Source organism: Klebsiella sp. R390, assembly GCF_051131745.1.
GTDB lineage: Bacteria > Pseudomonadota > Gammaproteobacteria > Enterobacterales > Enterobacteriaceae > Klebsiella.
In genome coordinates this window covers 4996789-5023418 of the sequence record NZ_CP180445.1, presented here as the reverse complement: position 1 = coordinate 5023418, position 26630 = coordinate 4996789, and the positions used below count along the sequence as shown (strand labels likewise).

The following is a 26630-nucleotide window of genomic DNA, read 5'->3' as shown; positions in this document are numbered from 1 at the left end:
CAGCATCTCTCCCCCAGCAAAAATGTCACAACAAAGATATAAAGCCGACATCAGCGGGAGATACAGCGAAAGCAGAGAGAGCCCGCCGGCCCTCTCTGCGCGAGTAACGTTGTGATGCCATGTCGGTGAGGGTTCCACCTGCCGGCACAGAGGACGCGGCCTCAGCTCCCAATCGGTTGATATCCTTGCCACTCGGGTTTCGCCGCCGAGCCTTCGGCATTAGGCTTCAGGTGCAAATACCAGTCACCGACTTTTTCCAGCAGCAGGCAATCATCAACGGCCTGCAGATTATCTTTATGCTGCTGCCCGCTGCCACACAGTAGCGTTTTCAGCGCCTTCTCCTTTGCTTCCCGCGCATCATGTGCCACGAACAGACCGAATTCATGCAGCTCCGCTAGCGTATCCGGGCGATAACCACCGGCATTGACAAAGAACAGCGTTTCGCTGTTATTGGCGGGTGTTTTGGCTAAGGTCACATCGTAGCCATCGGCCCATGCGATCCGACTGTAGCCGTCAACGTGGATTTTATCCGCATCGCCAAACCAGGCTTCGCGCAGCGCGGGCCACGCCTCTTCTGGTGTTCGCGCCACCACAAACTGAATATCATGGACTTCAATATTCGATTTACCCGCATTGCCACCGACATAAAACATAAACAAATGCATTTCCAGTCCTCTGATTACCACATCCGCTATATATCAGACTACATAACGATAATTTCAGCAAGCTTGCCTGGCGCTGGGTGTCAGAAATGTAACAGCCGCAGGCTGGCGGCCAGCATATGACATGCGATATGACTGATTCACGAGGATAGTTTTGGCGGGAAATGGCGGGTCAACAGCCCCCTGCTGACCCGCACATCGGTTACCGTTGATTAACTGGCGGGCGAAGACCCGTTAATTTGCCGCAGGGTGGCCAGCATCTCCAGCTGCGCCAGCTCTTTCAAACCTTCGCGTTTGATAAACTGGCTGCGGTGCTTACTTTTCACCTCGGCGATATTTTTCCTGACCTCCTGCGCCGGTAATTTATACCAGCCGCGACGATGCTTTTCTCCTCCGACTTCCCGCCACAGTGTCGCGTAGCTGGTTTTGACTTTGTCACTTTTCACGTGGAAATCAGAATCGACCGCATACAGCGCATTAATATCGCTATGCTGTAAAAAACCATACAGCAAAGAGATAATTAAATTTTTCGGCCGGGTACCGTGCAATGCTTTTGTCAATAGCTTGATCTCTTCAGAGGAAATATCCTTCCCGCCCTGGATACCACCAATATAAGCCCGACCATCGGCCGTACAGGAAAAACAGATGCTGTAGAGACGTTGCTCACCCTGCAGCATTAGCAGCATCAGTTCCCCCTCCTCCTGAAAAGGCGATGCCAGGAGATTTACCGTGATCCGCGCGCTGTCTTTTAGCGGGATCTCCGCCAGGGTCAGGCCAAATCCGCGGATGTTATACAGCTCCGCCAGCGCCGCTTGACTAAAGGTTTTCTCCATAAAAATCAAAGATCCATGAGCAATATCCAGCTTACTCCTTTTGGACAGGTTTTTATTAAGATAGGCTTTGAACGGCTTATCCTGAAAACGCACCAGCCCTTCGGTGGCCGAGGTTAAACGGGCGCAGGCATATTGTTCACACAACGCCTGGTACGCTTTATATTTTGCGCCTGACAGCGATATTTCTCTGCATTTACGTAATACCTTTTTATATTCGAGTTTAATGTGACAGATTAATTTATTATTTTTTCGCCATTCATTGATAGCGACTATTGTTGTTTGAGTCATTATTGAAGAACCATAGATCAACCATAATCGCGGCCATAATATCATAATCCGCTTAAGTCAACGGTGAATCACTAACTCGTTGTCGTTTCATTTAATATATATACCCGTCATACTTCAAGTTGCATGGGCGTTGGCTTTCCTCGTTCACCCCAGTCACTTACTTCAGTAAGCTCCTGGGGATTCTCTGCGTTGCCGCCTGCCTACAACTCGAATTATTTAGGGTATAGTGAAGCAATCTTTTCTGCGCTTTATAATTAACACCGGTATCCCGTCAATACTTATTAGTGAGGATCTCAGCGCGCCAGCGGCCGGTCATTCAGGTCAGGCCATTATCGCTATGTGCGGTAACCGCTGGTGCAGGGTTCATCCCCTACGGGTTTTGCTCTATAATCTGTCGACAGTCAAAACTGAAGCAAAGTAGGTAACTCATGGAAATTGATCTCGACAACCTGGTGTTCAGCGGTCTGGAAGAAGCGGAAGAGCGTAATGCCGAACGCCTCGAAGACGCCGACAAAAAAGCCCAGGCGATTGTTGCCGATGATGATTGCGGCGACGCCTGCAAAATCTGATTTCTGAACCGGCGGTCAGCGCCGGTTTTTTTTGACCTCAGCCGAATCAGCCCGGCGAAAACGCCCCCTTCAGCGTCTCCAGCAGCGCCTGCGCCGCTTTTGACAGATGCCTGTGCCCGGCATGAATCACCCCAACGCACTTCTCAATCGGCGGATTATCAAGCGGCAAACATACCGCCCCCAGCGCCTGCATCTGTGACTGACATAATGCCGGAACGGCACTGCCACCAAGACCGCTGGCCACCATTCTGCCCACCGTCACCAACTGGTGACTTTCCAGCGCCACATCCAGCTTACGGCCGCTGCGCGCCAGCTCCTCTTCCAGCATCAGGCGAACTGCCGAAGGCCGCTGAAGGGTAATAAAATCGAGGCTCAACAGCTCGGGCCAGGAGAGACGATACTTGCTGGCGAGCGGTGATGTTTTCGGCACAATAGCGATAAACCGGTCAACCCCGAGCGGCGTAAACAGTAAATTGTTGCTCGGTGCCGGTTCGAAGGCGATGCCCATCTCCACCCGCCCCTCGCGGACCATCTCAATCACCTGTTCGTTAATCACATCATGCACCGTCACGTTGATGCCGGCGTAGCGGTCGCGAAAGGTTTTCAACACTTCGGGCAGCACGTTTGCCGCAAAAGAGGGCATTGCCGCCACCGAGATTTTGCCGCGCTGCAGAGTGAAACGCTGGCGCATTGCCTCTTCGGCATTGTCCCAGTCAGCCAGCAGCTGACGGGCCATCGGTAAAAAGATCTCCCCCTCCTGGGTTAACGTCACTTTGCGGGTGCTGCGCTGCAGTAATGCACCGCCGAGCACCTCCTCCAGCCCCTTGATGGTCAGACTCAACGCCGGTTGCGAAAGATTTAGTCGTTCGCTGGCATGGGCAAAATTAAGAGTGTGAGCTACCGCTAAAAACGCGCGTAACTGTTTGACACTCATTCTCATTTTTCATCCTGTTAACTAATTGAAAAAATTTAGTTAACAATAAATTAATAAGAAAACCAAATGAGTGGGTCACAAATTCAAAATTATCAAATCAGTCTTCGCCCCCAATGATAACCCCCATCGCAAGCCAGCAGAGGTGAATCATGGCAGGACTGGATAAGCGCGTCGCCAGCTACGCAGCGGCGCTGGAAGGGCTAACGGATGGAATGACGGTGCTGGCCGGCGGTTTTGGCCTGTGCGGTATCCCGGAAAATTTGATTGGCGAAGTGAAGCGCCGAAACGTGCAGGGGCTGACGGTGGTATCCAACAACTGCGGCGTCGACGGTTTTGGCCTCGGCATCCTGCTGGAGAGCCGCCAGGTACGCAAAGTTGTCGCCTCCTACGTTGGCGAAAACGCCCTGTTTGAGCAACTGGCGCTCAGTGGCGAACTGCAGGTGGAGCTTACGCCACAAGGTACGCTGGCAGAGAAAATCCGCGCCGGCGGCGCGGGGATCCCCGGGTTTTATACCGCCACCGGCTACGGTACGCCGGTCGCTGAAGGTAAAGAAGTCCGCGAGTTTGCCGGCAAACACTACATTCTTGAAGAGGCGATTAGCGGTGATTTCGCTCTGGTCAAAGGCTGGAAAGCCGACTGGTACGGCAACGTTATCTATCGCCATACGGCACAAAACTTTAACCCACTGATGGCCGCCGCCGGTCGGATTACGGTGGTCGAGGTTGAAGAGATCGTTCCTCCTGGTGAACTCCCGCCTTCCGCGATACACACCCCCGGCATCTATGTCGACCGGCTAATTGTCGGCCAGTTCGAAAAGCGCATTGAGCAGCGCACGCTGTGCACAGGGAGCCACTAATCATGCTGACTCGTGAACAAATGGCCATGCGCGTCGCCAGAGAGCTGCACGATGGCGACTACGTCAACCTCGGCATCGGCATCCCGACGCTGGTGGCCAACTATATTCCAGCGGGCATTGACGTGATGCTGCAATCCGAAAACGGCCTGCTCGGCATGGGCGGTTTTCCGGATGAAGCGCAGCTCGACGCGGACATGATCAACGCCGGGAAACAGACGGTGACCGCCCGAACCGGCGCGGCAATTTTCGATTCTGCGCAGTCCTTCGCCATGATCCGTGGCGGGCATGTTGACCTGACCGTCCTCGGAGCCTTCGAAGTCGACGTGGCGGGCAATATCGCCTCATGGATGATCCCCGGGAAAATGGTGAAAGGTATGGGCGGCGCGATGGATCTGGTGGCCGGCGCACAGAACATCATCGTGGTGATGACCCACGCCTCGAAAAACGGCGAATCGAAGCTGCTGGCGCAGTGCACCCTGCCGCTGACCGGCGTCGGCTGCATCCGACGGGTGCTGACCGACCTCGCCCTGCTGGAGATACGCGACGGCGCTTTCGTGCTGCGCGAATATGCCCCTGGCGTCTCACTCGATGAGATTGCCAGCAAAACTGCCGGACGGTTGGTCGTGCCGGACGACGTCTGCGAAATGCGTTTTAACTGAGGAAGCACAATGAATGAAGTCGTAATTGTTGGCGCCGTCCGCACGCCCATAGGCAGTTTTCGCGGGGTCTTCTCAACCCTTTCCGCCGTTGAACTAGGCGCCGAGGTCGTCCGTAGCCTGCTGGCCCGCTGCGCATTACCGGCCGGGGAAGTCGATGAGCTGATTTTCGGCCAGGTCCTGACCGCCGGCTGCGGGCAAAACCCGGCGCGTCAAACGGCATTACGCGCCGGTCTGCCTGTCAGTTGTCCGGCGGTCACGGTCAATCTGGTATGCGGCTCCGGCCTGAAGGCCGTGCAGCAGGCGGCGCAGGCGATCCGCAGCGGCGACGCGCAGGTGGTGATCGCCGGTGGTCAGGAGAGCATGAGCAACGCCCCGTACCTGATCGATGGCGCCCGTGCCGGGCTACGGGTGGGTCATAGCAGCATGCAGGACAGCATGATTCAGGACGGTCTCTGGGATGCCTTCAACGACTACCACATGGGAATGACGGCAGAGAATCTGGCTGACCGCTACGCCATCGACCGCCAGCAGCAGGACGCCTTTGCCGCACATTCCCAGCAAAAAGCAGCGGCGGCAACAGAGGCGGGCCGCTTTTACGACGAGATCGTCCCCGTCATCGTTAAACAGGGCAAACAACCGCCGCAGACCATTACCCGCGATGAGCAACCACGCCCGGATACCACAACGACGCAGCTGGCCCAGCTCCGCCCGGCATTCCGCCAGCACACCGGCTCCGTTACCGCCGGCAACGCCTCGTCCTTAAACGATGGTGCGGCGGCGGTGCTTCTGATGAGCGCCGACAAGGCCCGTGAACATGGGCTGCCGGTGCTGGGCCGCATCGTCAGCACCGCCGTGGTCGGAGTCGACCCGGCGGTGATGGGCATCGGACCGGTCAGCGCCTGCGAGATGGCGCTGGCACGGGCCGGCTGGCAACTGGATGAGGTGGAGTTGATTGAGGCCAATGAAGCCTTTGCCGTTCAGGCGCTGGCGGTGGGCCAGTCGCTTGGCTGGGACAGCCGCAAGGTCAACGTCAACGGCGGCGCCATTGCGCTGGGCCATCCTATCGGCGCCTCCGGCTGCCGGATCCTCGTTACCTTGCTGCATGAAATGCAGCGTCGGCATGCCAGTAAGGGGCTTGCCACGCTGTGCGTCGGCGGCGGACAGGGTATCGCCATGACGATTGCACGCTAACAGGAGTCACTATGTATACACCAACGCTGGCGGTACTCGGTGCCGGTCTTATGGGGATCGGCATCGCCTGCCACTTTGCTCGCCACGGCCATCAGGTAAGGCTTTACGACACCGACCCGGCGCGTCTTGCCGAAGTCCCAACCGTTGCCACGGCCATTCTGCATGAACTGCACGACAGCGGACAGTTCGACATCGCCACGCAACCCGCCGTGCTGGCATGCCTGATCGGCACCCGCCATCTCAGCGAACTGGCGGAGTGCACGCTGTTGATCGAGGCGATCCCCGAACGTCTGGGGCTCAAGCATGCCTTGTACGCGCAGCTGGAATCGCTTATCGCCACAGATGCCATTATTGCCAGCAACACCAGCGGTCTGCCGCCGGACCTTCTTGCAGAAGGCATGACGCATCCGGAGCGCCTGCTGATCGCCCACTTCTGGCATCCGCCGCACTTTATTCCGCTTGTGGAAGTGGTGCCAGGGAGCGCCACTCACACGGAACTGCCGTCGCTGGTCAGCGACTTTTTCACCGCCACCGAACTGGAAGCCGTGGTGCTGAACCGTGCGGCGCCGGGCTTTGTCGGCAATCGCCTGCAGTTCGCCCTGCTGCGTGAAGCATTGCATATCGTCCACAGCGGCATCGCCTCGCCGGAGGTGGTTGACCGGGTGATGCGCGCCTCTCTCGGCCGCCGTTATGCGATGGTCGGGCCGCTGGAAGCGGCGGATATGACCGGTCTGGCGACGGTTCAGGATATTTGTCAGCACCTGCTACCGGAGCTGGCTAGCGGGACGCAGATGATGGATCTGGTGGCGGAGAAGGTCGCCCGGGGCGATACCGGCGCCCGCAGCGGGCAAGGTTTTTACCGCTGGGATAACGCCCGGACGGCTCGCATCCAGTCGCGCCGGGAACACCTGCTGCGCTATGCCCTGAAACCGTAACTTCGCGAACTGTACCCAACAATAACAATGAGAGTGAGGTGTCGTGATGAGTGTTTTGATTGCCCTGGCCGCGCTGGCATTACTGATGCTGGCAGCCTATCGCGGATACAGCGTTATCCTGTTTGCCCCTATCGCCGCCCTCGGCGCGGTGCTGCTCACTGACCCAGGCGCGGTTGGGCCGACCTTTACCGGCCTGTTTATGGAAAAAATGGTTGGCTTCGTCAAACTCTACTTCCCGGTATTCCTGCTGGGAGCGGTGTTCGGCAAGCTGATCGAACTGTCGGGCTTCTCGCGATCCATCGTTGCCGCAGCAATTCAGATCCTCGGGCGCCGTCATGCCATTCCGGTGATCGTGCTGGTGTGCGCCCTGCTGACCTACGGCGGCGTTTCGCTGTTTGTGGTGGCCTTTGCGGTGTATCCGTTTGCCGCCGAACTGTTCCGTCAGAGCGGTATTCCCAAACGGCTGATTCCGGCCACCGTGGCGCTGGGCGCCTTCTCCTTCACCATGGATGCCCTGCCCGGTACCCCGCAGATCCAGAACATTATCCCCACCAGCTTCTTTGGCACCAACGCCTGGGCCGCTCCCTGGCTCGGGCTTATCGGTTCGCTGTTTATCATCACCTTTGGCCTGCTGTGGCTGGAGCGTCAGCGTCGCAAAGCGCAGGCTAAGGGCGAAGGTTACGGCACGGATCTGCAAAATGAGCCAGATACGCCGGATAACATCAACCTGCCCCATCCGCTCATTGCCATTGCCCCTCTGCTGCTGGTGGGGGTACTGAACCTGTTGTTTACCCGCTGGATCCCACAATGGTACGGCACCAGCCACGAACTGGTTCTCCCGGGGCTGGCGAAACCCATCGTGACGGAAGTGGGCAAAATTACGGCGATCTGGGCCGTGGAAGCGGCGCTGATTTCAGGCATCCTGATGGTGCTGGTGTTCGGTTTTCGTAATATCCGCGGTCGTCTGGCGGAAGGCAGCCGTACCGCCGTCAGCGGGGCGATCCTCGCGGCGATGAACACCGCATCAGAATATGGTTTTGGCGCAGTTATCGCCGCCCTGCCGGGTTTTCTGGTGTTATCCAAAGCCCTCACCGCCATTCCCAACCCGTTGCTCAATGAGGCGATCAGCGTAACGGTGCTGGCGGGGATCACCGGTTCCGCCTCCGGTGGGATGAGCATCGCGCTGGCGGCGATGTCAGAGACCTTTATCGCCGCGGCCCACGCCGCCAATATTCCGCTGGAGGTACTGCACCGCGTAGCCTCGATGGCCAGCGGCGGGATGGACACGCTGCCGCATAACGGCGCGGTGATCACCCTGCTGGCGATCACCGGCCTCAGCCATCGTCAGGCCTACGGCGGTATTTTTGCTATCACCCTGATTAAAAGTATGGCGGTACTGTTTGTTATCGCCGTCTTCTATTTAACCGGTATTGTCTGACGGGCACGGTTTAACCGAATCACTAAGGAACATATGATGAATCTGAACGGAAAGGTAGCGTTGGTCACCGGCTCAACCAGCGGCATCGGCTTAGGGATTGCCACCGTGCTGGCGAAAGCCGGCGCGCAGCTGATCCTCAACGGCTTTGGCGACAGCGCCGCCGCACGAGCGGCGGTGGCGCTGGTCGGCAAAACGCCGGGCTACCACGATGCCGACCTACGCGATGTACAGCAGATTGAAGCTATGATGGCCTACGCCAATACCGAGTTTGGCGGCGTCGATATTGTGGTCAATAACGCCGGGATCCAGCATGTCTCGCCGGTGGAGAGTTTCGCCGTCGAGAAGTGGAACGATATTATCGCGATAAATCTCTCCAGCGTCTTTCACACCAGCCGCCTGGCCCTGCCGGGTATGCGGGCGCGTAACTGGGGGCGCATTATTAATATTGCCTCGGTGCACGGGCTGGTGGCCTCGAAGGAGAAGTCGGCCTACGTCGCCGCCAAGCACGGCGTTGTGGGACTGACCAAAACCCTGGCGCTGGAAACCGCCAGAACCGGTGTGACCTGTAATGCGATTTGCCCCGGCTGGGTGTTAACCCCGCTGGTGCAGCAGCAGATAGACAAGCGCATCAATGAAGGTTCGGAACCACAGCAGGCCCGTGAACAGCTGCTGGCAGAAAAACAACCGTCCGGCGAGTTTGTCACCCCGGAACAGTTGGGAGAACTGGCGCTGTTTCTCTGCAGCGACGGCGCCGCTCAGGTACGCGGTGCAGCGTGGAACATGGACGGGGGCTGGGTCGCGCAATAAATAAACGAGGTCGCTCAGGAGGGGTCGGTCTGGCGCCTTCTGAGCGATACCCCTGATGCGATCCTCACAGACCCCGCGATGGCTTATTTTTGCCGGTACACAATCATTCCGAGCTATTTATTTGATAATGCTGTATGGTTTCAGGCCATTAAATCAGGAAGGAAATCATATGTCAGATCGAAAAAATAACAAAACCCGCCGTAATTACCTTGTAAAATGCACCTGTCCACATTGCTCACAGGATTCCGAACACAGCTTCAGCCGCGTACAAAAAGGCTCTCAGCTCATCTGTCCTTACTGCCACAAACTCTTCCAGTCAACAGCGAAAACCGCTGCGTAATCGCCAGATACCAGACGCTGATTGTTCCACGAAATCCAATTTTGATTAGAGTTATCTGATCACCTTGAATACCTGGTGCAATCGGTTGTTACTTTTACTGACAAATACTAGCCTGCGTCGCTAAAAAATAAAACAGATGGCTTTATCGTTTTCTTAATGTATAATATGCCGGTATTTATTTTCACAAGGATTTTATTTGTTCCAAAAAATGACAGGCATTGTCAAAGCGTTTGATAATAAAACCGGCAAAGGCCTTATAATTCCCTCCGATGGTCGTAAAGACGTTCAGGTCCATATTTCAGCATTATCCCCAGGCGAATCAGAAATAATTACTCCAGGTATTCGCGTTGAATTTCGTCGAGTGAACGGCTTGCGCGGCCCAACGGCAGCCAACGTCTATCTTTCATAATCTGCCTTCTGCATTCACCTCGCTCACCGCGGTTAACGCCCGGGCGACAGCATCAACGATTGCCGCCGCCAGGGAAACCGCGACAGCCTTACGATTTAGGGAAAATCCACAGATCATGGGCCGGGAAAGACAGGTGGCAATGGTGCGCATCGCGAAGCACGTTTCCGTAGGCACGAATCGCCAGGTCGTCCCCGTGGGTGCGGAACAGATATTCCCAGCGGTCCCCCAGATACATGCTGGTCAAGAGCGGCAGTTCCAGCATATTGTCCTGCGGCGTGGAGCCCAGCTGCAGACGCTCCACGCGGATCACGGCCGTCGCCTCCTGCCCGACGCTGACCCGATCGCCCGCCATCCCCCATAACGCCCAGCTCGCGCCCTCGATCCGCGCCCGCCCATCAACCACCGCGGTAATCTTGCCGTGCAGACGGTTGTTGCTGCCCATAAACTCGGCGGCGAACAGCGTGGCCGGCGTGCTGTACATCTCCTGCGGCGTCCCCTGTTGTTCAATCACGCCATTATTGAGCAGCAGGATCCGGTCAGAAATCGCCATCGCTTCATTCTGATCGTGGGTGACCATCAGCGCCGATAACCCCAGCGTGATAATCAGCTCGCGCAAAAACACCCGCGCCTCTTCGCGCAATTTGGCATCAAGGTTTGACAGCGGTTCATCAAGCAGTATCACCGGAGGGTTGTAGACCAGCGCCCGACCAATGGCAACACGCTGCTGCTGGCCACCTGATAGCTGATGCGGATGTCGGGCGCCAAGGTGCCCCAGCCCTAACTGGTCGAGCACCGCCTGCACCCGCTGCTTGATTTCACCAGAAGCCACCTTACGCAACCGCAACGGGTAGGCGACATTTTCAAACACCGTCTTGTGCGGCCACAAGGCGTAGGACTGAAACACCAGCCCAAGATTGCGCTCCTCTGCCGGGATTTCGCTGCGCGGATTGCCGTCATAGACCTGATGTTTGCCGATGGTAATGCGCCCGCCGGTGGGTTTCTCCAGCCCGGCGACGGCGCGCAGCAAGGTGGTTTTCCCGCTGCCGGATGGCCCCAGCAGCGACACCACTTCTCCGCGTTTCAGCTCCATCGACACCCCTTTCAACACCGGGTTATCGCCATAGGTCAGATGCAGGTTTTCTACCGATAATTCAATCATGTAATTTCACTCCAAAACGCAGGGCGATCCCCAGTCCAACCACCACCAGCAGAATATTGATAAACGAGAGGGCAGCGACAATATCGATAGCCCCGGCCGCCCAGAGCGACACCAGCATCGAACCGATAGTCTCCGTGCCCGGCGAAAGCAGATAGACGCCGGTGGAATACTCGCGCTCAAAAATCAGGAACATCAGCAGCCAGGAACCAATCAAGCCGTAGCGCGACAGCGGCACCGTGACGTGGCGGGTCACCTGGCCACGCGACGCGCCGGTACTGCGGGCGGCCTCTTCAAGCTCCGGTGCGACCTGTAACAGGGTGGAAGAGATCAGGCGCAGGCCATAGGCCATCCACACCACGGTGTAGGCCAGCCAGACGCTGAAAATGGTATTACGCAAAGCCCGAAGCTGGACAATCAGATGTTCGCGCAGCCAGTCGGCCACCGGCAGCGCCGACAGCCAGCCATTCTTAAGCGACTGATCCAGCCACATCGGCAGGAACAAGAACACCCACAAAAACGCCAGCCCGGCCAGCAGACCCGGCACCGCCCGTGGTACCAACACGCTGTAGTCGAGAAAGCGCGTCACGTTGTCCGCTTTACGGTGCATCGCAATACCGATAAACAGATAGCACACCACCGCCAGCGCGCCGCCAAATACTCCGATCGCCATTGAGTTGACAATGGCCCGCAGCAGATTCGGCTGCTGCCAGATGTTATGGAAGGTGGTTAGCGAGAGCTGGTCCCAAATCGACACACCAACGCCCCAGTTGGAAATAAACGCCCGCAGCGCCACTCCCAGCAGCGGCACGCCAATCGTCACCGTCAGCCAGAAAACCACCACCGCGCCGGCAACCCAACGCCATTTGCCCAACGGCAGCGCCCGCGCCTGCGAGGCTTTGCCTTTCATCGTCACGAAGCGATTGGCGGTGCGCATCAGGCGGCGCTGCAACATCACCAGCGGAATAGTGATGCAGATAAGTACCACCGCCACCGCCGCCATCAGGTGGTAGGACGGCGTGCCGAGTTTATTGGTCAACTTATAGAGGTAGGTAGCCAGAACCATATTGCCTTCAGGGTCGCCCAACACCAGCATCAGGCCGAACACTTCGAGGCCGAGGAAAAACAACAGCACGCAGGCATACAGAATAGACGGACGCACCATTGGCAGGCTGACCGAGGTCATAATCTGTAGCGGCGATGCCCCCACGGTGCGCGCCGCCTCCTCAACATCCGAGCCGACGCTCCGTAATGCGGAAGAAATATACAGATAAGCATGAGGGACGTGGGTCAGTCCGGCAATCACCACGATACTGAACATCGAATAGATGTTCCACGGCACAAAGCCCAGCAGCTGCCCGGCCCATTGCGAGAGAAACCCCACCGGCCCTGCCGCCACCACATAACCAAAGGCCAGCACCATCGGCGAGACAAAAACAGGCACCAGGATCAGCGGTTCAATAAACCGCCGTCCGGGTAAGTCAGTACGCACCATCAAAAACGCGAGGATCCCCCCCAACGGAATCGCGATCGCCACCAGGCCAAACGCCAGAATAAAACCGGACTTGAGCGCGAGATAAAAATCGGGATCGCTGAAAATAAACGCGAAAGCTTCCAGACTGATTTCTTTGGAGCGGGCAAAAAATGGTGCCGAAAGAAAACTCTGCACCACGATAAATAGCAGCGGGATATAAATAACTAATGCGGTGATAAGGACCACGATGCCGCGCGGCAGTCCCTGCATCTTTCTGCGTAATACATTCATAGACCATCCCTTTGAGCCGGTGCGCTGTATAACCAGACGGGCAAAGCGCAGGCACGAAAAAGGCTGTATGGCAAATCATACAGCCTGGCAGGACATTATTTTGCGGCAGCGCTACGCCATTGTTTGATAAATTCCAACCGGTTTTTCGGTTCCAGATATTCCAGCAATGATTCATCGACCGGAATCGGCTTCAGCGCATTGCCCAGCATCTTGGTCATCCCGTCGATATCATTATTTCCTTCAATATCATTGCGAATCGAAGGGATATCGGCCTGGTTCGCCAGAATGCTTTGCCCTTTTTCCGATAACACGTAATCAAACCACAATTTTGCCGCATTAGGATGCGCTGATTCCTGGGTAATGAATGAGACCCGCGATAGCACCAGCACATAATCTTTCGGATACGAAATCCCTAATGACGGGTCCGTTTTGGCGCGCGCTTCAGCATAAGAACCAAGAATGTTGTACCCCAGCAGGTTTTCACCCGAAGAGACCCTTTCCATCATCGTGCCGGTGGAGGACTGCACGGTCAGACCGCCCTTCGCCATCCCAGCCAGATCGCTGAAATAATTAGCGTCAGCTTTGCTGTCCTGCACCGCCAGCATAAATCCCAGCCCGGACTTTTCGATATCGTAAGTGGTCACTTTGCCTTTGAATTTATCGGCCTGAGCGGTGACCAGTTTCGCCAGCGCGGTATGTGAATCCGGGACTTCATTTTGTGGGATCAGCCGCTTGTTATAGATAAAGACCACTGGCTCGTAGGTGGTCCCGTAGGCTTTTTGCTGCCACACCGCCCATTTTGGTAACTTGCCCACTTCAGGAGAGGCATACTGCTCGGCATAGTCAGTTGCCAGTTTTAGCGCCGTATCCATCGATGAACTCCAGACCACATCACCGCTGCCGCCACCGGCTGCCTGTTCGCTGATGTAGCGGTTATAAAGCTCGGTACTGTTCATATCGTTATATTCAACTTTAATCCCAGGATACTGCGCTTCGAACCCTTTAATTAATGGCCCTGCGGCTTTGGTATCCGTGGTCGAATAGACGACAACTTTTCCCTCTTTTATCCCGGCATCGACCACTTTTTGATAATCTGCCGGGTACCCCTGAGGTAATGCAGCCAGCACAGAACAGGAGAAGACTGCTGTCAGTGAAACCACTAAACCGCCAATTTTCCTATGCATAAATCCAACCTTTAATTATCATTTATTAAACACAAATTTAACATATAGTGGGTCGTCCACCTGTTGCAACGCGCGGGTTTGTTTTTTTCCGGCTTTTGTGACGCTGGCGTAATTAAATGAACGGACAAGCACATTGGACGACGATTGGCGAACAGTTGCTGGCGCTTGTCAAATATTAAGACAACCTTAAGCAATTAGGTTTTGTGCAGATGAAATGGCGGAATGGACAGTGCACTGAATAACAACGGACAGGAAAACTGCAATCAGAAAATAATGAACCACGGGATCCCCCGTAGGCCAGAAATACGGTTGTAAACAAAATCTATCGCGGCGGTTAAATAGCATTATCGCGGTAAAACAGGGCCCGACGGCGTTTCGGACCCGTCACTCATATCACGCCACAACCCGCGGCCAAACCTGCGGAAACAGCGGTGACACCAGCGCCTCGCCATCCTGCAACGTCAGCTCCGGGAACGGCGGTGAGGTCACTCCGCCACGATCGACAAAGGTAGCGTCATCGCCGACCCAACGAGCGGAGAACACCCGGCGCGCACGCTGGGTATGATTGCCGCTGGCACCGTGCACCGTGCGGTAATGGAAGGCCACCGCATCTCCCGGCTCCAGCGCCCAGCTGACAATATCGTAGTCCTCCTGATGCGCATCGATATCCGGCAGCTCTTTGAACCGGCCGTGGTTATACAGCTTAGAGCCGTTAAAGCGCGTCGGGCTGAATTCATCTCCCCAACGGTGGGAGCCGCGAATGCAGCGCAGCGAAATCTCCGCTGCTACCGGGTCGAGCGGGATCCAGAAGCTGACGTTCTGCTGCCCTTCCACACAGTAATAGGGCTGGTCGTGATGCCACGGTGTAATGGTGCTCCCGCCAGGCTGCTTCACCAGCGTATGTTCATGGAAGAATTTGGCGGTTTTCGACTGCATCAGCGCGGCGGCAATTTCGGCCGCCGGCGACTGGCGGACAAAGTGTTCAAAGTCGGGGATCCGCGCCCAGTTACAATAATCCTGGAAAAACGGTGCCGAGCCATCTTTCGGCACCACCGTCCGCGCATGGCCATATTCGCTGGGATTGGCCATCAGTTCCGCCACGCCACTGGCCAGGCTCTCAATCCACGGCGTAAATACGCCTTTCAGCAACACCACCCCGTCGCGCTGATAGCTGTCGACGGTCTGCGGACTGATGTGCGGAGCACGCTGATTTTGCATAGCTAACCACCCTCTGTTGATCAATGATGTGAACGCAAACAGGCCTGGCGCACCGGGTATTCCGCTGCCAGGGATCGTTTTCAGGTTATTTAATCAACGTCCGCGGGTAAATTATTATAAAACGAGTCGCTAAATAGAAATTTGTGAGCCTGACCGATGTGACAATTGCTGGCCGCCCGACGGTAGCCGCAGAGACTTTATTTACAGACAGGCCGGCGTTAATTCGATACTGCGGCAATAATCCATAAACAATTGCGTAGGTCGGGTCGGTTCGTTATTCGCAAGGTGCGCCATAATTAATGTCGACGCCGGCATCTCATCTTCAATATCCAGCTGCACCAGCCGTTCTCCGTCATAGGTCATATCACACAACGGCCGGGTGACTAATACCGAAAAGCCTAATCCCTGACCCACCATGCAGCGCACCATTTCTATTGACGGCGAACTGTACGCCACTTCCGGGTGATAGCCCTTCTCTTTAAAGATGGTGATGAAATAGTTTTTACTCGGCACCGCGTCCAGCAAAATCATCGGCTCCTGGCTGAGCTCCTGCAGGGTGACGCGAGGTTTTTGCGCCAGCGGATGGCTGGCCGGCAGCAGCGCATACGGTTTATGCGGTGCGTTGAGCATCTCCTTATTGATCGAATGCCCCAGCTCCAGATCGTACACCAGCGCCAGGTCGAAACGCCCGCGATGCAGGCCATGCATTAACTCATGCTGCTCACCGTCATACAGCTGCAAGGTGATATCGGGATACATTTTTTTAAATCCCGCCACCAGTTTCGGCATATACAACGGCGCGACGGATTCAAAACACCCCACGGAAATGGTGCCGGAAACCAGCTCCTTATCGGCGCGGGAGTTTTGCTCGAACTCGTACGAAAGGCGCAGCAGCTCTTTCGCCTTCTCATAAAAGCGCCGCCCGCAGGAGGTTAAAGAGACCCCTTGAGCATGATGGCGAATAAACAGTTGCTGTTCGAAGGTGCTTTCAAGGTTTTTAATCGCAATTGAGATCGACGGCTGGGCAATATGCAGCTGCCGTGACGCTTCAGCGATGCTTTCGGTCTCTACAACGGTAACAAAATATTTAAGTTGTTTGAGCGTGAATCGCGTCATAGCCTCACCCTTTATGAAATATTGTCCCGCATGGGAATGGCATAGTTTCTTAATAAGCAAGTAGCAAGCATCATGCCACATCACGGTTCCGCGTTTAATCTCCCGCCTGCGCTGTTGGCTATTTCTACCCACCGCGGATAGAAATGCCGCCAGTTGCCACAAAATATATTTCATTGCACCAAATTGAATCACTGCGCACCAAATTAATCATTATTCTGCCCTGCGATCGGGCAAAAAATATTTTTCCCGCCAATTGCGTTGACGGCTATTTGCAATTGTTTTTTTAATGTTTAGTTCTTGTTTCACACTCATTGCTTTAAATTTATTGATATTAATTTGCCTATATAGTTTTTTTAAACTTAAAGACCAAAAATTTACTAATTGCCTCACAGCGAAGACTGCCAGCATAGTGTTATTGCACGATAAAACCTGGCGATGCCCCATTTTTGATCAGCGGTATCCCACTTATCTCCATTAATTATGGCGAGTGAAATAGCCCATGACGTTTAACTGGAACTACATGTTCAGTCTGCTTAATGATGCAGATTTTTGGCAGGCCACCTGGACCGTCATTAAATTAAGTCTGCTGACCTGGGGTTGCAGTATTGTGCTGGGCTTTGTTCTTGCCCTGGGCAAGCAGTCGCCGCGCAAACTGTTTAATGTCCCCGCCCGGCTCTACATCTGGCTGTTTCGCAGCCTGCCGCTGCTGGTGCTGCTGATCTTCGTCTACAACCTGCCCCAGGCGGTGCCGTCAACGGCAATCGTGCTCAACGACCCGTTCTGGGCCGGCCTGCTGGCGATGGTGCTGAGTGAAGCCGCCTATGTCGCCGAGATCCACCGCGGCGGGCTGTTGTCGATACCCAAAGGCCAGGGTGAAGCCGCCCGGGCGCTGGGGTTACGCTATGCCGGTACCCAGTGGCGGGTGATTATTCCCCAGGCGCTGCGCGTCGCCCTGCCGGCGCTGGCGAACGAATATATTGCCGTCGTCAAGCTCAGTTCGCTGGTTTCGGTTATCTCTCTGACCGAAATTTTGATGGTCGGTCAGCGTCTTTATTCACAGAACTTCCTGGTTATGGAAACCATGGCAGCCGTGGCGTTCTACTACGTGCTGATCGTCACCGTCTTTGACTTCTTACTCAAACGCCTGGAAAGCTACCTCGACGTTACCCGCCGCAAGGTCACACGCCCGGTCGACAGCGAGATGCAACAATTGGCGACGCAGACCCGTCCGGTGATGACCCGCAGCACCGTCGATAATGCCCATCCGGCGCTGCAGGCCTCAAAACTGCACAAAGCCTACAACAATGTTGAAGTCCTCGGCGCCGTCAGCCTGCAGGTCCAGCCAGGCGAAGTGGTCTCGGTGATCGGCCCTTCGGGCTCCGGGAAAACCACCCTGATCCGCCTGCTCAACGGCCTTGAGCAGATCGACAACGGCGAGATTCAGATTAACGGCCAGCCGTTTATTCACCTCGAACGTCAGGGGGTGCAGAAACCGCGCTTTATGGAAAATGCCCAGTATCGTCTCAACATCGGCATGGTGTTCCAGAGCTTTAATCTGTTCCCGCACCTGACGGTGCTTGGCAACCTGCTGCTGGCCCCGCGCTACCATCGGCTGGCCTCCGAAGCAGAGCTCAAGCAGCACGCCTGCGAACTGCTGCATAAGGTCGGCATGCTGGATCACGCGTGGAAATATCCGCACCAGCTTTCCGGCGGGCAGCAGCAGCGCGTAGCCATTGCCCGCGCCCTGATGATGCGCCCGCAAATCATGCTATTCGATGAACCCACCTCGGCGCTGGATCCGGAAAAGGTCAATGAGGTGCTCCAGGTAATCGAATCGCTGGCCCATGAAGGTATCACCATGGTGATCGTGACCCATGAGATGAACTTCGCCTTCAAAGTCTCTGACCGAATTGTGTTTATGGAAAAAGGACGCGTGGTGTGCGATGACACGCCGCAGGCGATGCGCGACGGCAACCACCCGCGCGTGGATGCGTTCCTCAAAGATGTCTCCCTGGCTTAACTCTCCGTTGTGAAGGAAAAATTATGATCGCGCAGTGGCAAATCGAACAGTTTCATCAGCAAGGCTTTCTGGTGGTCGAGGCGGTGCTTTCGCCCGACGAGGTCAACGCACTACAGCAGGATTTTGACGGTTGGGTCGAAGAAAGCCGCCAGCATACCGAGGTCTGGGGCGAGACCCTGGATGGCCGCCCGCGCTTCGACCTCGAAGGAGATCATCGTGCCGACCACCCTTCGCTGCGTCGGGTAAGTTCACCAACCGAAATTTCCGCCGCCTTTGAACATGCGGCTCTGCAGTCGCGTATGGCGGCCATTGCCGCCCAGTTGATCGGCGGCAGCGGCACCCGTTTTCATCACAGTAAAATCAACTCGAAGCTGCCGTTTACCGCCACCCAGGTGAAATGGCATCAGGATTTTTTGTTTACGCCGCACAGCAACGACGACATCATCACCGCCCTGCTGATGGTCAGCGAAGTCACGCCGGAAAATGGCCCGCTCAACGTCGTACCGGGCAGTCATAAAGGGCCGCTGTGGTCCCACTGGCAGGCGGGACGGTTTACCGGTTCGGTGGACGATGAGGTGGTGGCCGAGCACTGCCAGCAGCCGCAGGCCTGCTTTGGCCCGTCTGGCTCGGTCTGCTTTATGCATACCCGCCTGCTTCACGCCTCAAGCCCTAATGAAACCGATCTGCCGCGCACCCTGTTTATCAGCGTCTATGCCGCCGAAGACGCTCTGCCGTTCGGCGACAACCCGCTGCCAAGCACCCACGCCGGGCAACTGGTTGCCGGAGAGGAAAGCGGCATGGTACGTAGCGCCGCAAACCAGCTTCGTCTGCCGCAGAAACCGCGCGGCGCCTCATTCTTCGTTCAGCAGGCCGGCCACGATCTCGCCAGCATGTAATGTCATCCCTGGAGGTTTTTATGAAAAAATTGAATGCTCTGCTCCTGTGTACCGCTGGCGCCCTGACCTCGTTCAGCACCTTCGCCTTTCAGCAGCCGGGGAAGATTACCGCCGGTTCGGATATGACTTTTTATCCTTATGAATATATGGAAAACAACAAACCGGCCGGGTTTGATATCGAATTCCTTGCCGGCCTTGCCAAAACCATTGGCCGCGAGGCGGTCAATACCGATACCCGTTTTCCGAACCTGATCCCTGGTCTGCAGGGTGGGCGTTTTGATATCACCAACTCGTCGATGTACATCACCGCCGAACGCCTGAAGGTCATCGATATGGTGCCGTACCTGAAAAGTGGCGAGTCGATTCTGGCGCTCAAAGGCGCCAGCTATCAGCCGAAAACCCCGGAAGCATTCTGCGGCCATAAAATCGGCTCAATGGGCGCTACCTCCTGGCTTGCTCAGCTGCAAAAGCTGTCGGCGGACTACTGCGTGAAGAAAGGCCTGAAGCCTATTATCTTAAGTGAGTACAGCACCGACCCGCAAACCACCCAGGCGCTGCTGTCGCGGGCGGTGGAGGCGCAGATCACCGATGCGGCCGTTGCCCGCGGCGTTGTCGAAAAGCTGGGGGACCGGATCGTTATCTCGTCCGACACCTTAATTTATCCGGTACTCAACGGCTTTGGCGTCAAAAAAGGCAACAGCGAAGTCAAAACTGCGCTTGAGGAAGGGCTGAAGAAATTCAGCGCAACGCCAGAGTATGCGGCGCTGTTGAAAAAATATAATTTCCAGCCGCCGACCGAAGAAGACCTGAAAACCCTGATGCCGAAAGCGGAGTAACCCGATGGCCTACTCTGACGAAGAACAGACGCGCATCGACCTGGCGGCGACGTTTCGCATTATCGCCCACCTCGGCATGCATGAGGCGGTGGCCAACCACTTTAGCGCCGCTCTCTCGGCGGACGGCAAGAAGTTCCTGCTGAATCCGAAGTGGAAACACTTCTCACGGATCCGTGCCAGCGACCTGCTGCTGCTGGATGCCGATGATGAAGCGACCGCCCGGCGCGCGGACGTCGACGCTACCGCGTGGGCGATCCACGGCCAGATTCATCAGCGGCTGCCGGAGGTCCGCGTGGTGCTGCACCTGCACCCGGTCTACACCACCAGCGTCGCCTGCCTGGCGAACCCGCAGATCCTGCCGGTCGAACAGAACAGCGCGCGCTATTTCAATCGCGTGGCGGTGGATACGCTGTACGGCGGGATGGCGGATACCATCGCCGAGGGGGCTCGGCTGGCGGGATTGCTGGCGGATAAACGCCGCCTGTTGATGGGCAACCACGGCGTGCTGGTCACCGGCAGCGACATCGGAGAGGCGTTTGACGACATCTGGACCCTGGAGCGGGCCTGCCAGATTCTGGTGACCGCCTGGTCAACCGGTCAGCCGCTGAAGGTATTGTCTGATGACGTGGCGGAGAAAACCGCCCAGGACTGGGAGAAAATCGCCGACTTTTCCCGCCAGCACTTTGCCGAAATGAAGCAGATGATGATTGATGCCGATCCATCGGTGCTGGACTAACCCGTGCAACGGACGTCCCGGGCAGCGGCCCGGGACAGCCACATTTACCGTTGCGCCAGACGGGCGAACACCGCCTCTAGTTCATCGGGCTTGCGCCATCCCTGATGCAGATCCCGCACCTGCCCGTTGCCGTCAATCACGACTGAGGTCGGCGTGCCGATCACCTGATAGCGCTCCTGAGTCATCCTGAGCTGGTCACGCAAGATCGGATAGCTAATGCCGTGCTTTTCCAGCAGCGGCGTGATATCGACCTGTTCCGGGTCGGTATTGATCCCCACCACCACCACTTTATCCGGCCAGCGCTGGCTGAGCGCCTGTAGGGTGTCCATCTCCGCCAGGCAGCCGCCGCAGCTGGCTGACCAGAAATTGAGATACACCGCTTTCCCCTGCCAGCGCTGAAGCGTGGCGGGATTTCCCTGTAGATCAAAGGCCGACAACGCCGGGGCCGGCTCGCCGCGCGCCAGCGTCTCTTGTTTGCAACCGGCGGGCAGCAGCAGAATCAGCAGCAATACCACCATACTTTTAGGCAGGCGCATGGGCATTGACCTCCTCGCCAAGATATTTACCATGCTGCAGACGCACGATGCGGTCGGCAAATTTCCCCAGCGCCGGGTTATGGGTCACCATCACGATGGTGCGCCCCTGGCGATGCAGGTCGGTGAGCAAGTCCAGCACCCGCTGCTCGTTTTCTTCATCGAGGTTGCCGGTAGGCTCATCGGCAAAAATCACCGGCGGTTCATTTACCAGCGCCCGGGCGATACAGACGCGCTGCTGCTCGCCGCCGGAGAGCTGGCTGGGTAAGTGAGTCATACGATGCTCGAGTCCCACCTGTGCCAGCACCGCTCTGGCCGCCGTTTCGTCGACAACGCTATGGTAGTGCTGCGCCAGCATGATATTTTCCAGTGCCGTCAGAAACGGGATCAGATGGAACTGCTGAAACACCAGGCCAATCTTCTGCGCCCGAAAGCGCCGCCGCCCCTCTTCGTCCAGCGCAGCGGCGTCGGTGCCGTCGAGGATAACCTGGCCTTCACTGACCGTATCCAGGCAGGTCAGGATGTTCATCAGGGTGGTTTTTCCAGAACCGGAGGCTCCCATAATCGCGACAAATTCGCCGCGCGCGATACGTAAATTGATGTCATCCAGGGCGGTGACATCGCCGAATCGCTTACACAGATGACGGGTTTCAATCGCCATCTGGCGTAAAGGCGTGACGGTCATGGGGTTACTCTCCTTTCAATACTTTCGCCAGTTCAACGCTCACCGCGCGGCGCACCGGAACAATGGCCGCCAGCAGGGCAACCAACAAAGACAGCACCAGGGTTATCGGCAGCACCGGCAGGCGCAGCGAAATGGTGGCGTTAAATACCGTGATTCCCAGAAGCTGGGCCAGCAGATAGCCCAGCACCCAACCGCACACTACCGCCGCGAGGGTGATGATGCTGGTCTCCAGCAGCATCTGGCGCACGATATCGGCGTTGCTGGCCCCCAGCGCTTTTTGCAGCGCGAACTCGCGGGCGCGCTCGCCGACGATAGCCATCAGGGTGGTATTGACGCACAACGACGACAGGGCAAGGATAACCAGCGAAACCAGCCCCATCAGCCCTTTGATTTTATCCAGCACCTGCCCTTCGGAGGCTGAGACCTTGCGCACCGGGCGGATCTCAAGGTCGGGGTAACGCTGCTGTAGCTGGCGGGCATAATCCTCAACCTGACCCAGGTCGTTACTGACGCTCAGCAGCCCCTGGCTGATGACCCCAGGCCTGTTCAACCACGCTTGCGCCACGTCGAGGCTGACAATCAGCATATTATCGGTCGCGTCACCGGCCTCAACGATCCCCTTGACCTGCAGCATTTTGCGCCGTTGGTGATCCACCAGCGTCACGCTATCGCCCACCTTGAGCGCCAGCCGCTGGGCCAGCTTAACGCCGACCATCGCGTGGCGGTCGTCAAAGCTGACGCCAATCCAGTTACCGCTGACCTGCCAGTAGGGCACCAGCTGTTGCAGCGACTCGAACCAGACCCCCACCATCACCACCTTTTCCAGCTCGGTGCGTGCGGTGCCGTACAGCCAGGGGCTGGCGCCGTGAATCAACCCGTTTGGCGCGTCGTCGAGAATCGCCTGCAGCGCCGGCTGCGGCATCCGCGAGCCGTGTCCCGGCCCGATGTAAAAGTTCGCGCCGAAGGTCCGCAGCTCTTCACTCATTTTGCTGTTGATATCGAACCACACCGCAGAGAGCGCGGTGACGATAGTGGCGCCAACCGCCAGAGCGGTGAACACCACGGCAACGCGCTGCAAACGCAGACGCAACGCTCGCCACACCAGCAACCACAGCATGTCGCGCTTAACGGCCATACAGCACCTCCACAGGATAAAGCCGCGCAATGCGGCGCGCCGGAAACCAGGTGCCGATAAGCGCAATCAGGACTGCAATCACCAGCACGCACGGCACCACCACCCAGGCAAAATTCAGCGGGGTCGCAAAGAGCATCAGCCCAATCATCTTCGCCAGCCCCCAGCCCGCCACGCAGCCGAGGGCACCGCCCAGCAGGCCGCTCAGCGCCGCCTCAAGATAAAACAGCAGCAGAATTTGCCACTGTCGGGCGCCCAGGGCCTTCATCAGGCCAATCTCTTTGCCACGCTCCATCATCGTACTGGTCATCAGTGAGGCAATGCCCATTGCCGCAGCGGCCAGCGCCGCCAGGGTTACCACCGCCATCAGCAGCTGAATTTTGTCGATCACCACCCCTTCCGACGCCGCGACCTGCCAGACCGGGCGCACTTCCGCGCCGGAAATGGCCTCTTCCAGTTGATGGGCAATCGACGAGACGTACGCCGTGCAGTACCACAGGTCATACTCTTCAGCATTTAGCGCTTCGAGGTTTTCCCGCGCCCGGCGCGACAGCTCATTCTCCGGCACCGTCAGCGCCGACACGCGAATCGCCTGCACTTTTCCCGGCAGGCCCAGCAGCTGCTGGACCACGCTCAGCGGCATGACCAACTGATTATCTTCATCGCCGCCGCTGGAAAGCACCCCGCTGACCACCACCTCCACGCTGCTGTCCGCCACCTGTAGCCGTAGCCGCTTGCCCGGTTGCCAGCCATAATGGCGCGCCAGCGCCTGGCCGACTAAGGTCTGTGGCTGCTGAGCAACCGGCTCCTGCGGCCACTCGCCGGTCACCTGCCAGAACGGGCTGACCGTACGCTGCCCGCTCTGATAGCCCTCTTCATCGGGTATCTCAACCGGCTGGCTGAAAAAGGTGCCGAGCACGCGAATATCATTGCCACCTATGCGCACCTCGCCGCTGAGCATCGGCGCGAAGCCGACAATATTGTTACGCCAGAAGATATCTTTGATGTTCGGCAGTTCCGACTGTTCGAGAAAATCGTCGCTGGCCAGCGGGTTGCTTTGTTCGCTGAACAAGGCCGGTAGTGCCGCCTGCCCCGCTGGCTCAATCAGGATATTGGCACCGTAGGATTTCAGCTCGCGCGACATCTTGTCGCCGATATCAATAGAGACCGCCAGCAGCGCCGAGATCAGGCTGGCGGCCAGGAACACGGTTAACACCGCCAGCCCTTTGCGGCGTAGATTGCGCCCCCATGACTGGTAGATCATTCGTCCCAGCATCGCTATTCCTCCTGCACCGCATCGCCAGCAAAGGTTTCAGGCGCGCTGCGGAAACGGTCATAGTTGGCCTGCGAGGAAAAGAACCAGGTTCGGCCCGCGTAGCTGTATTTATATTCCGCCGCGGTGTTGGTCAGGGAGCTCCCGTCTACCGGGTCGGTCACCTTGATGGTCAGCACTGTCGAGAAGTAATTAGCCCCGACGGCCAGCGCCTTGCCAGGGATCGTCAGTTCCCGCTCATCGTTGCGCCAGTCGTCAATCGGTACCGGGTTACAACCGCCAGGTTTGCCGATTGACGGAATAAAGATATGCACCCCGCAGGCGACGCAGATCACCTGGTTGCCCTCCATGACATACCCCTGATCGCCGCACAGCAGACAGGCGTCAAATACCACGCCGAAGCGCAGCTTGTCGGGATAGCGGTTAATGATAAAGAAACGGACCGCCTTGCCATCGTCGGCGACCCAGACAAAACGGTGCAGCTTACCGTCGCGAACCTGCGCCAGCGGAATATGCACCAGGCCATCGGCAGCAAGCGTCACCGGCTGGGCTTCCGACAGTCTCGGCGGCTGCGAGGCCACCAGATCCCACCACAGCTGGCCGCCGCTAATCAGCACAACGCAACACAAGGTGGTCAGCCACAACCGCACCGCGCCGCGCCGCTCCGCCTGCGCCAGCCGACGGGTAACCGGCGCATCCGCCGCCTTTACCGCGAGGGAAAACCGTCTGAGCGCCGGGAGCCAGCACAAGCACAGCAGCGCGAGGATGGCAGCAGCCGCCCAGTTATAGCCGGCAGCGTTGTTGGTGGCTTTGGCAACAAAACTGAGCAGCGGTTTGAGCAGCGGGACTATCTGCAGCTTCATCAACAGCAGCAGCAGGTTGCCGAGCAGCGGCAGCCACAGCAGCACCATCAGTACGATGGCCAGCGGCCAGTAGGCCCAGCGTATCCGCCGCAGCAACATGGCGCACAGCGCCGCCGCCAGACACAGCAGCGCAAACGCCAGCACCAGCGCGCTCAGGTTCAACAGCAGATCGGTATTGAGCACGTGGGTGGAGGTTAGCCCGCCGAGATTAGGGTCCTGCGCCCAGTGGCGCGCGGCACCAAAAACGAGGATCCACTGCCACAGATAGCGCAGACGCAGCGTGGCCCACCAGAAGCTGAGTAAAAACAGCAGCGACAGCAGGACCTCCCCGGCCACCAGCATCAGCTGTAGCGTCTGACTGCCGCGGATAAACAGCCCGGCCAGCAGACCAACGGCCAGCGCGCTAAGTAAGATCCAGACGAGGGGACGCAGTGATGGCGTATCACCCCGCCCCCACAGCAGTGAGGAGAGCAGCGCGATACAGAAAAAGAGCTGGAGCGTGGTGACGAAAAAGTAACTCATGACTTCGACCCGGTACGGCGGAATACTGTAGTCCGCATCAAGCAACACACCGCAGGACGACCCGAAGGCCATCCTGCGCGACGAAGGCGCAGAGTCTGTCCCAGTAGGCGTAGATTGATGCAGCCAGTTTGGCCACGGACAGCGCGGAACAACCGGAGCGTACACGCAGTACGTAAGGATGGTATTCGCTCCGCTCGCCCTTCAGGGCCAAAATGGCAAATAAAATAGCCTAATGGGCCAGGCTCTTAGTTCAGGCCCACGTACTTAAACTCGTAGCTGACATCAAACGGTTTCCACCAGCGACCCACCCCGGTCTCGCTATCGGTGTGACGATGCATCCCGGCTTTTGACGGCGGTTCAATATGGTAGGTCACTTTATAGTTGCCGACGCCCATCATTTTGATATTGGCGCCATAGTGCGGGCCGTCGCTGGCCACCATCGGCATAAAGGTTCCTTCCTGTTTTTCACCGGTGTCGCTATTGACCAGGGTATAGGCGATGGTCAGATAGGGGATCCATTCGCCGGCGCCAAAACCATTTTTGCCCCCTTCAACCGCATGAATATCGGCCTCAAGATGGATATCCGATTTAGCCGCCGGCAGCCCCATACCGCGCGGTTCCATATCAATCGGCTGCAGGTAAACGGCAGCGATCTCCATCTCATTCATGGTGACCGGTTCACCGGCGGGATACTCTTTAAACGCCAGCGCCGCCGGGGCGGTAAATACGGCGGCCATAGTGGCGCTGATAATCACGGTGTTCTTAAAAGTCAT

General features: G+C 57.2%; 27 protein-coding genes. 13 read left to right on the top strand and 14 right to left on the bottom strand.

All coding sequences use genetic code 11. From position 1 onward, the window contains the following. Positions 1-161: 161 nt before the first annotated feature. Positions 162-665, bottom strand: a complete 504-nt coding sequence (locus tag ACMYSP_RS23500; RefSeq protein WP_434584466.1) for a DUF1543 domain-containing protein — start codon at positions 663-665, stop codon at positions 162-164. Positions 666-874: 209 nt separating this feature from the next. Next, positions 875-1783, bottom strand: coding sequence for a DUF535 family protein (locus ACMYSP_RS23495; protein ID WP_434584465.1), 909 nt, complete (start codon positions 1781-1783; stop codon positions 875-877). Between the two features lie 428 nt (positions 1784-2211). On the opposite strand from ACMYSP_RS23495, the gene ACMYSP_RS23490 reads away from it, so the two are divergent. After that, the gene (locus ACMYSP_RS23490; protein WP_434584464.1) at positions 2212-2352 is read left to right on the top strand and encodes a hypothetical protein; all 141 of its coding nucleotides are present in this window, start codon (positions 2212-2214) and stop codon (positions 2350-2352) included. Positions 2353-2398: 46 nt separating this feature from the next. Here the strand turns inward: ACMYSP_RS23490 and ACMYSP_RS23485 are convergent, their stop codons facing one another. Next, positions 2399-3292: a LysR substrate-binding domain-containing protein gene (locus ACMYSP_RS23485; protein WP_434584463.1), complete on the bottom strand. Its 894-nt coding sequence runs from the start codon at positions 3290-3292 to the stop codon at positions 2399-2401. A 143-nt stretch (positions 3293-3435) separates the two neighbouring features. Between ACMYSP_RS23485 and ACMYSP_RS23480 the strand changes: the two genes are divergently transcribed. The 8 genes from ACMYSP_RS23480 to cspF all read left to right on the top strand — a co-directional run bounded on the left by ACMYSP_RS23480 (position 3436) and on the right by cspF (position 9922). Then, complete coding sequence (locus ACMYSP_RS23480; RefSeq protein WP_434584462.1) at positions 3436-4143, top strand: CoA transferase subunit A; 708 nt, start codon at positions 3436-3438, stop codon at positions 4141-4143. Positions 4144-4145: 2 nt separating this feature from the next. Further along, positions 4146-4802, top strand: coding sequence for a CoA transferase subunit B (locus ACMYSP_RS23475; RefSeq protein ID WP_434584461.1), 657 nt, complete (start codon positions 4146-4148; stop codon positions 4800-4802). Positions 4803-4811: 9 nt separating this feature from the next. Next, positions 4812-5993: an acetyl-CoA C-acetyltransferase gene (locus tag ACMYSP_RS23470; RefSeq protein ID WP_434584460.1), complete on the top strand. Its 1182-nt coding sequence runs from the start codon at positions 4812-4814 to the stop codon at positions 5991-5993. An 11-nt stretch (positions 5994-6004) separates the two neighbouring features. After that, positions 6005-6928, top strand: a complete 924-nt coding sequence (locus ACMYSP_RS23465) for a 3-hydroxyacyl-CoA dehydrogenase family protein (RefSeq protein WP_434584459.1) — start codon at positions 6005-6007, stop codon at positions 6926-6928. A gap of 43 nt (positions 6929-6971) precedes the next feature. After that, positions 6972-8366 carry a GntP family permease gene (locus ACMYSP_RS23460; RefSeq protein ID WP_434584458.1) on the top strand — a complete coding sequence of 465 codons (1395 nt, stop codon included), beginning with the start codon at positions 6972-6974 and terminating at the stop codon, positions 8364-8366. 36 nt (positions 8367-8402) lie between these two features. Beyond that, positions 8403-9173 carry a 3-hydroxybutyrate dehydrogenase gene (locus ACMYSP_RS23455; protein ID WP_434587277.1) on the top strand — a complete coding sequence of 257 codons (771 nt, stop codon included), beginning with the start codon at positions 8403-8405 and terminating at the stop codon, positions 9171-9173. A gap of 55 nt (positions 9174-9228) precedes the next feature. Further along, positions 9229-9513: a YnfU family zinc-binding protein gene (locus ACMYSP_RS23450; protein WP_434584457.1), complete on the top strand. Its 285-nt coding sequence runs from the start codon at positions 9229-9231 to the stop codon at positions 9511-9513. A 196-nt stretch (positions 9514-9709) separates the two neighbouring features. Next, positions 9710-9922: a cold shock-like protein CspF gene (cspF, locus tag ACMYSP_RS23445; RefSeq protein ID WP_123754639.1), complete on the top strand. Its 213-nt coding sequence runs from the start codon at positions 9710-9712 to the stop codon at positions 9920-9922. Between the two features lie 88 nt (positions 9923-10010). On the opposite strand, the gene ACMYSP_RS23440 is transcribed toward cspF, so the two are convergent. From ACMYSP_RS23440 to ACMYSP_RS23420, 5 genes are all read right to left on the bottom strand, one after another. Next, positions 10011-11081 carry an ABC transporter ATP-binding protein gene (locus ACMYSP_RS23440; protein WP_434584456.1) on the bottom strand — a complete coding sequence of 357 codons (1071 nt, stop codon included), beginning with the start codon at positions 11079-11081 and terminating at the stop codon, positions 10011-10013. Then, the gene (locus ACMYSP_RS23435) at positions 11074-12843 is read right to left on the bottom strand and encodes an ABC transporter permease (protein ID WP_434584455.1); all 1770 of its coding nucleotides are present in this window, start codon (positions 12841-12843) and stop codon (positions 11074-11076) included. Before ACMYSP_RS23435 ends, ACMYSP_RS23440 begins: the two co-directional genes overlap by 8 nt. A 95-nt stretch (positions 12844-12938) precedes the next feature. After that, entirely contained in the window at positions 12939-14027 is a 1089-nt protein-coding gene (locus tag ACMYSP_RS23430) for an ABC transporter substrate-binding protein (RefSeq protein WP_434584454.1), read from the bottom strand. Between the two features lie 393 nt (positions 14028-14420). Continuing rightward, positions 14421-15245 carry a phytanoyl-CoA dioxygenase family protein gene (locus ACMYSP_RS23425; protein ID WP_434584453.1) on the bottom strand — a complete coding sequence of 275 codons (825 nt, stop codon included), beginning with the start codon at positions 15243-15245 and terminating at the stop codon, positions 14421-14423. A gap of 201 nt (positions 15246-15446) precedes the next feature. Continuing rightward, positions 15447-16361 carry a LysR substrate-binding domain-containing protein gene (locus ACMYSP_RS23420; protein ID WP_434584452.1) on the bottom strand — a complete coding sequence of 305 codons (915 nt, stop codon included), beginning with the start codon at positions 16359-16361 and terminating at the stop codon, positions 15447-15449. Positions 16362-16860: 499 nt separating this feature from the next. Between ACMYSP_RS23420 and ACMYSP_RS23415 the strand changes: the two genes are divergently transcribed. The 4 genes from ACMYSP_RS23415 to ACMYSP_RS23400 are packed head-to-tail and all read left to right on the top strand — an operon-like array spanning position 16861 to position 20849. Then, positions 16861-18381 carry an amino acid ABC transporter permease/ATP-binding protein gene (locus ACMYSP_RS23415; RefSeq protein WP_434584451.1) on the top strand — a complete coding sequence of 507 codons (1521 nt, stop codon included), beginning with the start codon at positions 16861-16863 and terminating at the stop codon, positions 18379-18381. Positions 18382-18404: 23 nt separating this feature from the next. Next, entirely contained in the window at positions 18405-19277 is an 873-nt protein-coding gene (locus tag ACMYSP_RS23410) for a phytanoyl-CoA dioxygenase family protein (RefSeq protein ID WP_434584450.1), read from the top strand. A gap of 20 nt (positions 19278-19297) precedes the next feature. Next, positions 19298-20113: a transporter substrate-binding domain-containing protein gene (locus tag ACMYSP_RS23405; RefSeq protein WP_434584449.1), complete on the top strand. Its 816-nt coding sequence runs from the start codon at positions 19298-19300 to the stop codon at positions 20111-20113. 4 nt (positions 20114-20117) lie between these two features. After that, positions 20118-20849, top strand: a complete 732-nt coding sequence (locus tag ACMYSP_RS23400) for a class II aldolase and adducin N-terminal domain-containing protein (protein ID WP_434584448.1) — start codon at positions 20118-20120, stop codon at positions 20847-20849. A gap of 44 nt (positions 20850-20893) precedes the next feature. Here ACMYSP_RS23400 and ACMYSP_RS23395 read toward each other — a convergent pair whose 3' ends face one another. From ACMYSP_RS23395 to ACMYSP_RS23370, 6 genes are all read right to left on the bottom strand, one after another. Further along, a complete protein-coding gene (locus tag ACMYSP_RS23395; RefSeq protein WP_434584447.1) occupies positions 20894-21385 on the bottom strand; it encodes a TlpA family protein disulfide reductase in 492 nt (163 codons plus the stop codon). Then, positions 21372-22067, bottom strand: a complete 696-nt coding sequence (locus ACMYSP_RS23390) for an ABC transporter ATP-binding protein (RefSeq protein WP_434584446.1) — start codon at positions 22065-22067, stop codon at positions 21372-21374. The genes ACMYSP_RS23395 and ACMYSP_RS23390 overlap by 14 nt, the downstream gene beginning before the upstream one ends. 4 nt (positions 22068-22071) lie before the next feature. After that, a complete protein-coding gene (locus ACMYSP_RS23385; protein WP_434584445.1) occupies positions 22072-23202 on the bottom strand; it encodes an ABC transporter permease in 1131 nt (376 codons plus the stop codon). Continuing rightward, positions 23192-24475 (bottom strand): ABC transporter permease, encoded by a 1284-nt coding sequence (locus ACMYSP_RS23380; RefSeq protein WP_434584444.1) that lies wholly within the window; start codon positions 24473-24475, stop codon positions 23192-23194. The genes ACMYSP_RS23385 and ACMYSP_RS23380 overlap by 11 nt, the downstream gene beginning before the upstream one ends. A gap of 2 nt (positions 24476-24477) precedes the next feature. Continuing rightward, entirely contained in the window at positions 24478-25857 is a 1380-nt protein-coding gene (locus ACMYSP_RS23375) for a Fe-S-containing protein (RefSeq protein WP_434584443.1), read from the bottom strand. Positions 25858-26102: 245 nt separating this feature from the next. Next, positions 26103-26630 (bottom strand): iron transporter, encoded by a 528-nt coding sequence (locus ACMYSP_RS23370; protein WP_434584442.1) that lies wholly within the window; start codon positions 26628-26630, stop codon positions 26103-26105.

Coding starts and splice junctions, on each gene's coding strand:
- ACMYSP_RS23500 (WP_434584466.1), bottom strand. CDS start 665: ATGCATTTGTTTATGTTTTATGTCGGTGGCAATGCGGGTAAATCGAAT.
- ACMYSP_RS23495 (WP_434584465.1), bottom strand. CDS start 1,783: ATGACTCAAACAACAATAGTCGCTATCAATGAATGGCGAAAAAATAAT.
- ACMYSP_RS23490 (WP_434584464.1), top strand. CDS start 2,212: ATGGAAATTGATCTCGACAACCTGGTGTTCAGCGGTCTGGAAGAAGCG.
- ACMYSP_RS23485 (WP_434584463.1), bottom strand. CDS start 3,292: ATGAGAATGAGTGTCAAACAGTTACGCGCGTTTTTAGCGGTAGCTCAC.
- ACMYSP_RS23480 (WP_434584462.1), top strand. CDS start 3,436: ATGGCAGGACTGGATAAGCGCGTCGCCAGCTACGCAGCGGCGCTGGAA.
- ACMYSP_RS23475 (WP_434584461.1), top strand. CDS start 4,146: ATGCTGACTCGTGAACAAATGGCCATGCGCGTCGCCAGAGAGCTGCAC.
- ACMYSP_RS23470 (WP_434584460.1), top strand. CDS start 4,812: ATGAATGAAGTCGTAATTGTTGGCGCCGTCCGCACGCCCATAGGCAGT.
- ACMYSP_RS23465 (WP_434584459.1), top strand. CDS start 6,005: ATGTATACACCAACGCTGGCGGTACTCGGTGCCGGTCTTATGGGGATC.
- ACMYSP_RS23455 (WP_434587277.1), top strand. CDS start 8,403: ATGAATCTGAACGGAAAGGTAGCGTTGGTCACCGGCTCAACCAGCGGC.
- ACMYSP_RS23450 (WP_434584457.1), top strand. CDS start 9,229: ATGCGATCCTCACAGACCCCGCGATGGCTTATTTTTGCCGGTACACAA.
- ACMYSP_RS23440 (WP_434584456.1), bottom strand. CDS start 11,081: ATGATTGAATTATCGGTAGAAAACCTGCATCTGACCTATGGCGATAAC.
- ACMYSP_RS23435 (WP_434584455.1), bottom strand. CDS start 12,843: ATGAATGTATTACGCAGAAAGATGCAGGGACTGCCGCGCGGCATCGTG.
- ACMYSP_RS23430 (WP_434584454.1), bottom strand. CDS start 14,027: ATGCATAGGAAAATTGGCGGTTTAGTGGTTTCACTGACAGCAGTCTTC.
- ACMYSP_RS23425 (WP_434584453.1), bottom strand. CDS start 15,245: ATGCAAAATCAGCGTGCTCCGCACATCAGTCCGCAGACCGTCGACAGC.
- ACMYSP_RS23420 (WP_434584452.1), bottom strand. CDS start 16,361: ATGACGCGATTCACGCTCAAACAACTTAAATATTTTGTTACCGTTGTA.
- ACMYSP_RS23415 (WP_434584451.1), top strand. CDS start 16,861: ATGACGTTTAACTGGAACTACATGTTCAGTCTGCTTAATGATGCAGAT.
- ACMYSP_RS23410 (WP_434584450.1), top strand. CDS start 18,405: ATGATCGCGCAGTGGCAAATCGAACAGTTTCATCAGCAAGGCTTTCTG.
- ACMYSP_RS23405 (WP_434584449.1), top strand. CDS start 19,298: ATGAAAAAATTGAATGCTCTGCTCCTGTGTACCGCTGGCGCCCTGACC.
- ACMYSP_RS23400 (WP_434584448.1), top strand. CDS start 20,118: ATGGCCTACTCTGACGAAGAACAGACGCGCATCGACCTGGCGGCGACG.
- ACMYSP_RS23395 (WP_434584447.1), bottom strand. CDS start 21,385: ATGCGCCTGCCTAAAAGTATGGTGGTATTGCTGCTGATTCTGCTGCTG.
- ACMYSP_RS23390 (WP_434584446.1), bottom strand. CDS start 22,067: ATGACCGTCACGCCTTTACGCCAGATGGCGATTGAAACCCGTCATCTG.
- ACMYSP_RS23385 (WP_434584445.1), bottom strand. CDS start 23,202: ATGGCCGTTAAGCGCGACATGCTGTGGTTGCTGGTGTGGCGAGCGTTG.
- ACMYSP_RS23380 (WP_434584444.1), bottom strand. CDS start 24,475: ATGCTGGGACGAATGATCTACCAGTCATGGGGGCGCAATCTACGCCGC.
- ACMYSP_RS23375 (WP_434584443.1), bottom strand. CDS start 25,857: ATGAGTTACTTTTTCGTCACCACGCTCCAGCTCTTTTTCTGTATCGCG.
- ACMYSP_RS23370 (WP_434584442.1), bottom strand. CDS start 26,630: ATGACTTTTAAGAACACCGTGATTATCAGCGCCACTATGGCCGCCGTA.